Origin of the sequence: Acinetobacter sp. UBA3132, from assembly GCF_002364825.1 — a bacterium.
GTDB lineage: Bacteria > Pseudomonadota > Gammaproteobacteria > Pseudomonadales > Moraxellaceae > Acinetobacter > Acinetobacter schindleri.
Window position 1 is genome coordinate 1 of record NZ_DEZM01000063.1, and the last position, 8,548, is coordinate 8,548.

Genomic DNA, 8,548 nt, shown 5'->3' on the forward strand with positions numbered 1-8,548 from the left:
AAGCCCGGATTTAATACCGGGCTTTTTGTTTATATATTGGCTTACAACCAGGCTTGAGTATCATCAGCCACGGGCGTGCCTTGCGTGATATGCATAATCATAGAATGTGCAATGCTGCCTTTGAATGGAATTTCTGGCAGGGCATCCAGCTTAAAGAATTGTGCATCACTGATTTCTTCTTCCTGCAGTTTGATCTCGCCAGAAGCGTATTCTGCTTTAAAGGCAATCATCAGATTACTTGGGAAGGGCCAAGGCTGGCTGGCCAGATATTGAATATTTTTGACTTTAATTCCGACTTCTTCTTCCGTTTCACGACGGACTGCTTCTTCCAAAGTTTCACCGACTTCGACAAAACCGGCAATCAGTCCATACATCTGGCTGGTTTTATTTCGGGCATTTTTAGCCAGCAAGATTTCATCTTCACCACGGGTAATCACGGTAATCACACAGGGTTGTACGCGTGGATATTGACGGTAATGGCAAGCGGGGCAGACCATAGCATATTCTACGGCATGGGCTTCGGTCGGTGTACCACAATGACTACAGAAACGATGATTGCGACGCCATTCCAGTAGCTGTACAGCGCGACTGGCCTGTTCAAACTGGCGAACATTCCAATATTGCAATAACTGACGGATTGGAACGAGTTGCAGACCTAGAGGAATCGGTTCCTCAGGGAGGAGGTCACGGGCAATCACCTGATCACCCGTACCGAGCTGTATGTCACTTGCTAGCGCTTCCACTTGAGGAAGCTGGAGATTTTCATCGACTAAAAGTTGCTGTTGTTGAAAGATATACGCAAGTGACAATTTAGACATTAGGCTACAGTTTTCAGTTTTTGACTACTGTCCAATGCTACCTTAAACATTGACTGTAATACAGGCTGTTTGCTCTTTAAATTGTCTATGAGCATATCCGCGCTGGCGAGTGGATCAAGCACGCGATTGACGTCATCGGCACTGAGAGCGGTAGCAGATTCAATCCGGCTTTGAATGAAGTCAGCCGTTGTGCTTAGTGCGGCCTGACCATTTTCAGCGTTCAGGAACAGCATTGCACCCGCAATTTCACGGATCTGGTTTGGCAAGCTTTCTAGTGTTTGCAGGTTCTGGTCCTGCAAGTAATTCATTAGGGTGTGGCTGGCAAGTTCGATCAGCGCTTTGGTCTCGCTCAGTAAAGCGGCATGTGCTTCATCCAGACGATCCAGTGAAATATTCATGTTATTTACACGGAGCTGTAAACGGCTAGAGGTATGATGACGTTCTAGTACCCCAATCGAGTTCATAGCAGACAAAATCACATTCATGAGCTGCTGGGCAAAACCTTCATCTTTCAACACTTCAGGTTGACTGAGTGAAGCAGCCTGACGAGTAAGATCATTAGAAGCTTCATTCAGGTTCAAAACCTTGAAGATGTTTGCCATGCTATTCAGCTGAACCTGCAATTCCTGAGTCTTTTCAGGGGTCATGTTGTGATAGTTGTATTCGATGTCATTACGAATCTGTGCCATTTCAGCAGTGACCAGATCACTGATGGTATGCATGGTTTCAAAATCAGGACCATATAAATGACGGCTGAAGACCTGTAATTGGGTATCGGTCAGTGAATCTTCACCGATATTCAGCTTGCTACGGATATGATGAGCAATGTCATCTTCCTGGCTGATACATAAGCTCAGTATATTCGCCAGGTCAGCAATGTTCGCCTTGAAACGGTCTGGGGCATTGAAATACTGTGCCATATTACGCTCAACACTGATCAGGGTGCGTAAACGTGGCTCGTTGATCAGGATCTCATCGATATGGTTGAACGCCACATAGACCAGATTCCAGTACTGTTTGCTTGGGTGCTGCTCAGAAAGACCTGCCAGATAAGTCCCCGCCAGTTTGATCGCTTGTAAGTCCAGATCGCTTTCTTCCTGCTTAAGCAGTTTATTCAGTGATAGTTTGTACAGGCGATGCACATAAGCAGACTTCTCCAGTCCAGGTGCTTGTGGTAGATCAAAATCAGGCGTGATCAGGTCGAGCAGGGACTCAATCTGATGGCCTTCAGTAGTCAGTGGCTTGCCCAGAGCAAGTTCCAGCCGGTTTAAAGTATCCAGTAAAAATTGTGGAATTTTGACTTCACGCAAGCAAATGAACTCGATATAGCGCTTCAGCATGGTCGTCCCTTCACTGAGGGCGATCACTTCTGCCGTGTTTACGTTGGCAGGATTCCCCATGATCTTGCGCATAAGCTCAGCAGAATATTGAGCGACTTTGGCCAGGCTTGGCATATCGATCAGTGCAAGAACTTGTGCGCACTGTTCGAACTGGTTGAGCGCATCATCAATCCCAAAAGGCAAGGTCTGATCTTCTACCAGTGTGCTGACTGCTGATTCAACCAATTTGATCGAATTATCAACCTCATTTTTTATTATCAGTAAAGCCGTAGGGTCAAAATGTATAGAGGTTTGGTAAGACATTGATCTGCACCTTTCCTGAAGTTTTATCTAATAGTTGAGGCCTGCTGCAACTGGCAGGACATCTTTGTATTTACTATAACTGAACTGTTATTTTTTTTAACATAAATTGTTAACTGAATAATGGATTTTATTTTGCGAAAAGGCAAGGCGCGCCATGTTTTTCTTCATATTGTTTGACCCAGTTCTCATGTTTGCTCAATTCTTCATCAGATGGCAAAATTACCGGTAGATCAATTTCAATTTTCACACTGCCTGAGCTGGCATTTTGTTCTTCACTATGTGACAGGGCATCCATATCAAAAGAAACCTGACCACCGGTCATCGCCAGGTAAACATCGGACAGAATTTCTGCATCGAGTAATGCGCCGTGGAAAGTACGGTCACGCTGCGGAATCTCATAACGACGTACCAGGGCATCAAGAGAGTTTTTCTGGCCCGGATGACGTGACTTGGCCATCGCCAGGGTATCCGTGACTTCACAGACTTCTGACAGGGTTTGAAAACCAGCACGCTTGAATTCCATATCCAGGAAGTTCATATCGAAGGTCGCGTTATGCGCGATGATTTCTGCACCTTTCAAGTAATCGAACAGAACTTGAGAAATATCCTCAAATAAAGGCTTGTCTTGCAGGAACTCATCAGTAATGCCGTGGACATTAACTGAATCGCCTACCGGTTTTTTCGGATTGATATAAATATGAATCGAGCTGCCGGTGAGTTTACGATTCACCATTTCAATCGCGCCGACCTCGATAATCCGGTCACCATCCTGATAATAGAAACCGGTGGTCTCTGTATCGAGAATCAGCTGACGAGGACCAGATATATCTAATGTGGCTGGAGTAATCACAATCTGCGGGTGTAGTTGATTCTCCGCTGGAGTTTGTTCAGCAACGACAGGCTGATTGTTTAAGTGAGTTTCCATGGTCACTTCAGTTACATCTTCCATGAGTTCATCCATTTCTTCAGCTTCAGCCAGTTCCAGGCCAAAAGGATCATCCAGTAACCAGTCTTTTTCAGGCTTTTTTATATCTTGTGTTTTTATCTCAGCGCTTGCTGCAAAATGAATTGCTGGAACATGACGGGATTTTTCGCCATTTTTTAAGGCGAGATCCGCACCCAGATTAGCCAGCTGATCGGCCATTTCATTACCCTCATGGCCAGCATGTCCTTTGATCCAGTGCCAGTCAATCTGACGGCCCTGGCAAACTGCATCCAGCTGTTTCCATAAGTCAGGGTTTTTGACATCTTTCCAGTTTTTACGTTTCCAGCCTTCGATCCATTCAGTGATACCTTTTTTGACATAATTGGAATCGGTCCAGATCACCAGCTTGGCATCTTTGGGACAGACAGAAATCCCTTCTATGGCAGCCATCAGTTCCATACGGTTATTGGTGGTCTGAAGCTCGCCGCCATAAATTTTATGCTCATCTGAACCGTTCTGAATATAGGCACCCCAACCCCCTACAGCGATTTCCTTACCATTGCCGCGGCATGCGCCATCCACATACAGTGTGATTGTTTGAGACATAAACCAAATCCGATCAAAAAAGAACAAGCTGAGCGGGATATTGTATAACGCAAATACGTTTGAATAATCCATATCTCCGCGATTTTTTAATTTCTTGTAACATTTAACGTCAAATCGCGGTAAATTATTAGCTTGTGTCGTCGACATGCTTAATTAAAATGGCATATCTAAAAAATAAATTTTATACAAGTTGTTTGGATTTCTTTATGTATAAACCAACCGCATTCATGTGGCAGCCATCGTTACCTTCATTTTTAAAAGTCTCAGTTCTCGGCACTGCGCTTGCATCCTTAGGTTTAACGGGTTGTTCGACGACACAAAGCGCGGCAGGGTCCAAGCATAAACAAACAAGTTCGAATTATTTAGGCGCCGACAGTCTGGATAGTCTGGAAGATCTTTTATCCGCGACTGATATGCGTGCGGTAGAAGGCGACCGACTGTTGGTACTGAAACACGGTGATGTGTGGAAGCGCATGACTGTCGGTTTCAAGATGAATCTGGATGTCTGGAATCCGCGTATTGATGCCCAGCGTGGCTGGTTCGCATCACGTCAGCCATATTTAGAGCGTTTAAGTGCGCGTGCTTCACGTTATTTATATTACACAGTAAAAGAAGCTGAACGCCGTGGTATGCCGACTGAGCTGGCATTGCTTCCAGTGATTGAAAGTTCATACGATCCGGCAGCAACCAGTAGTGCAGCTGCAGCGGGTCTGTGGCAGTTTATTCCAAGTACCGGCCGTATTTATGGTTTAAAACAGACCTCGATGTATGACGGCCGTCGTGATGTGGTAGAGTCGACTCGCGCTGCTTATGAGTTTTTAGGTGCATTATATAATCAGTTCGGTTCATGGGAACTGGCTTTAGCATCCTATAATGCCGGTCCAGGTCGTATTCAGCAGGCGATTAACCGTAATAAGGCTGCTGGTTTGCCAACTGATTACTGGTCACTGAAGTTGCCGCAGGAAACCATGAACTATGTTCCTCGTTTCATGGCAGTAGCACAGATTGTAAAAAGTCCAGCCAAATATGGCGTGAGTCTGCCGCCTATTGCCAACCGTCCGCACTTTCGTGAAGTCAGTGTTGGGGCAGCCAGCCTGAATGAAATTGCTGCGATTACCGGTTTAAGTCGGGCTGAATTGTATCAGTTGAACCCAGGGCATCGTGGAGACAGGATTGATCCGGACAGTCCGCGCCGTATTCTAATTCCAGCTGACCTGAGTCCATCCATTGATGAAAAACTGAAAAAGCTTCAATCCTCTTCTTCAGGTTTATGGGCAAGCTCTACCAGCAGTTTACCGAAGAATAATCAGACGATTACGCCAGTAAAAACCACGCCACCTGAGCTGAATAGCAAAACAATTACGCCAGCTAAACAGACACCGCCTGCAATCACGGCCTCAACCACGACAACTATTAAACCTGCAACGCCTGTAACCACTACTGCAAGCAAAGCGACGTCCCCAGCAACGACCACAGCGATTGTTACTGCCGCTGCAACACCAGCAGCTACAAGTACAGCCAAACCCAACCTGACTGCCCAAAGTAAGACCAGGGTCAGCACACCAAGAGGTTCTTCAGCTTTGGCTGATTTTGCTGCGAAGAGTGAATTACCTATTCCAAGTGCACCGCGTATTCCAGTTGCAGTGACGCCGGTAACACCTGTGCAACCGATTCAGGTTGAACCGCCAATTTCTGCAAAGGAACGTGAACAGATTCAGGCGGCGGTTGTGGCAGAGGAAATTCCAAAGTCTGTAGATGAAATCCTGAAACCGGTGGCGACAGCCGCAGAACAGGCAGAAGTGGTGGAGGAACTGAAAGCACTGGCACCTGCGGGTACCGAAATTGTCGATCCTTATGATGGCAAGATTAAGCTGACCGCGATTCAGACCAGCCTTTCTGTAGCAGAACAGCAGGGTAAAGAACTAACCAAAGGTTTCTCTTATCCAAAAGGCGTAGCGGAAAGTACCAAGGCAGATTCAGTCGAAGCGAAATTGAACCAAGGCAAGAATTACGTTAAAACAGATTCGGAAGTTGTGGTTGTTGCACCAAAAGGCAAGCGCAGTACCTACACGGTTTTACCGGGTGACAACCTGGCTTTGATTGCTGCTAAAAATGGAGTGAACTGGCGGGATGTGGCGAAATGGAACCAGATTGATCCAAATGCCACTTTATATGTCGGTACCACGATCTATCTTTATAATGCCAAACCTGTTCAAGAAGCATCAAAACCTGCTGCAAAACCAGAAAGCTATGTGGTACAAGCCAATGATTCACTCACCGGTGTAGCCAGCCAGTTTGGTTTAACGGTAAAACAGCTGGCTGACTATAATGGTTTGAGCACGACCAGCGGTCTATTTGTCGGTCAAAAATTATCTTTAAAAGAAACTGCTGCTTCTAAAGCGAAAATTGAAGAAACGAAAAAAACGGAAAGCAGCAAAGTTCAGACTAAGACTTATACCGTTCAGCGCGGCGAATATCTGAAACTGATTGCAGACCGTTATGCACTTTCGAATGCAGAACTGGCTGCGTTGACGCCAGGTTTGACTTCAGGCAGCAGCCTGATGGCAGGTCAAAAAATCAATGTACCTGTGAATGAAGCTGAATCTGCAAGCTCAGGCAAGAAAATTGAGCAGAAGTTTGAAAATATTAAAGTGGACCAGACTGCAACTGAAAACTATCAGGTAAAGCGTGGTGAGACGCTGTATAGCATTGCCAATCAGTCCAAACTCAGTGTGGCTGAACTGGCAGCCTTAAATGGATTTGCTGCCAATAGCGGTTTACGTATTGGTCAAACCATCAAGATTCCTGCGGGCAGCACTGTGCCAGAGAATTATACTGTGCAGTCGGGTGATACCCTGACAGGGATTGCGACCAAATATAACCTGAGCATGGATCATCTGGCGAATCTGAACGGTTTATCCCGTAATGCTGGCCTGCGAGTAGGACAACGTCTGAAATTGACCGGAGATGCAGAAGCAGCTCATGAAACTGTGACTGAGCAGGCGGTGAAAGGTGTGAAGTCAGATACCCATATAGTGAAATCAGGTGAAACCCTCAGTTCAATTGCACGCGAGTACAAGTTACAACTGAAATACCTGGCTGAGCTGAATGATTTATCTGTATCGAGTCCATTACGTGTCGGACAGCGTCTGAAGGTTGAGGGTGATCTGCCAGAAAATAAAAAGGTAGATGAGATCAAAGCAGTGACCACGACTGTTTCATCTAAGGCCACAGAAAGCTATACAGTGAAGTCAGGCGAATCACTTAACGCGATTGCCAGTCGTCTGGGAATTACCACCACAGAACTTGCCAGTTTAAATAATCTGCGTGCTAATGCAGGCTTGCGTGTGGGTCAAAGTCTGCAAGTCCCTAAACGTATTATGGAATATAAAATCAAGCGTGGCGACACACTGATCGGTTTAGCCTCACGTTATGGCATGGACAGTAGTACACTGGCAGAAATGAATGACCTGAAACCGAATACTCAACTGCGTATCGGGGATGTGATCAAGGTTCCAAATCTCTAAAGCCGAAATGATACAGGGAGTATCTGAATGCCGTTTGCTGCTGCAAAGCGCCTGATTTATATCTGTGGAATTTCGGTCATTACTCAGGGGGCTTGGGCTGCACTGCAGACCACCCCTTATATCGCCATTCATAGTCAGCCCAAGTATGCCGGGCTGACACATTTACCCTATGCCAATCCTGCAGCGCCCAAAGGTGGTTATCTCAGCCAGTCTGCCAATGGTACCTTTGATAATCTGAATGCCATGAACGGCAAAGGTACAGCAGCAGATGGCGTGGAATACCTGTTTGATACGCTCATGGTCAGTTCCCTGGATGAGCCGGGCGTGATGTATCCCTTGCTGGCTGAAAAAGTCACCTATGATCCAAAAAAAACTGCCTATGTGATTTATCATCTGAATCCCAAAGCACGTTTTAATGATGGTACGCCAGTCACTGCAGAAGATATAAAATTCAGTTTTGATACATACACAACCAAGGGTAATCCAGGCTTGCAGATGTATCTGTCAGATCTGGATAAAACCGAGGTACTATCCAGGTACCAGGTCAAGATGAGCTTTAAGTCGAATAATAATTCGGAAATGCCGTTGATCCTGGCACAGATGCCGATCTATTCCAAAAAGAACTGGCAGGACAAAGACTTTACTCGTATCACTATACAGCCCATTTTGGGTTCAGGACCTTATCTGGTTGAAAGTATTGATGCGGGGCGCAGCATTAGCTATAAACGCAATCCAAATTACTGGGCGAAGGATTTACCTGTTAACCGGGGTAAATATAACTTTGATCGCCTGAAGTTTGTTTATTACCGCAATATGGATGTTGGTTTTGAGGGTTTTAAGTCTGGTCAATATACCGTACATCAGGAATACACCGCACGTAAATGGGTAACGGAATACAATTTTTCAGCCATCAAGGACAAGATGGTGGTGAAATACAACTTCAATCATGAAAACCCGATTCCGACACAAAGCTTTGTATTTAATACCCGTCGTGCACCAATGCAGGATATTCGCTTTCGTCAGGCCTTA

General features: G+C 45.7%; 5 protein-coding genes. 2 read left to right on the forward strand and 3 right to left on the reverse strand.

Annotated features, from left to right (window positions below; all coding sequences use genetic code 11):
- Nucleotides 1-41: 41 nt before the first annotated feature.
- The 3 genes from nudC to dnaQ all read right to left on the reverse strand — a co-directional run bounded on the left by nudC (nt 42) and on the right by dnaQ (nt 3,992).
- The gene (gene nudC / locus B4033_RS02895) at nt 42-818 is read right to left on the reverse strand and encodes an NAD(+) diphosphatase (RefSeq protein WP_076753260.1); all 777 of its coding nucleotides are present in this window, start codon (nt 816-818) and stop codon (nt 42-44) included.
- Complete coding sequence (locus B4033_RS02900; protein WP_286831961.1) at nt 818-2,461, reverse strand: chemotaxis protein; 1,644 nt, start codon at nt 2,459-2,461, stop codon at nt 818-820. Before B4033_RS02900 ends, nudC begins: the two co-directional genes overlap by 1 nt.
- A gap of 127 nt (nt 2,462-2,588) precedes the next feature.
- Nucleotides 2,589-3,992: a DNA polymerase III subunit epsilon gene (gene dnaQ / locus B4033_RS02905; protein WP_286831962.1), complete on the reverse strand. Its 1,404-nt coding sequence runs from the start codon at nt 3,990-3,992 to the stop codon at nt 2,589-2,591.
- A 206-nt stretch (nt 3,993-4,198) separates the two neighbouring features.
- On the opposite strand from dnaQ, the gene B4033_RS02910 reads away from it, so the two are divergent.
- Nucleotides 4,199-7,519, forward strand: coding sequence for a LysM peptidoglycan-binding domain-containing protein (locus B4033_RS02910; protein ID WP_286831964.1), 3,321 nt, complete (start codon nt 4,199-4,201; stop codon nt 7,517-7,519).
- A gap of 27 nt (nt 7,520-7,546) precedes the next feature.
- The coding region (locus tag B4033_RS02915; protein ID WP_286831966.1) for an extracellular solute-binding protein at nt 7,547-8,548 on the forward strand (1,002 nt) is incomplete at its 3' end.

What these genes read in the sequence shown, in the direction of transcription:
- nudC (WP_076753260.1), bottom strand. Translation starts at nt 818, where the DNA reads ATGTCTAAATTGTCACTTGCGTATATCTTTCAACAACAGCAACTTTTA.
- dnaQ (WP_286831962.1), bottom strand. Translation starts at nt 3,992, where the DNA reads ATGTCTCAAACAATCACACTGTATGTGGATGGCGCATGCCGCGGCAAT.
- B4033_RS02910 (WP_286831964.1), top strand. Translation starts at nt 4,199, where the DNA reads ATGTATAAACCAACCGCATTCATGTGGCAGCCATCGTTACCTTCATTT.
- B4033_RS02900 (WP_286831961.1), bottom strand. Translation starts at nt 2,461, where the DNA reads ATGTCTTACCAAACCTCTATACATTTTGACCCTACGGCTTTACTGATA.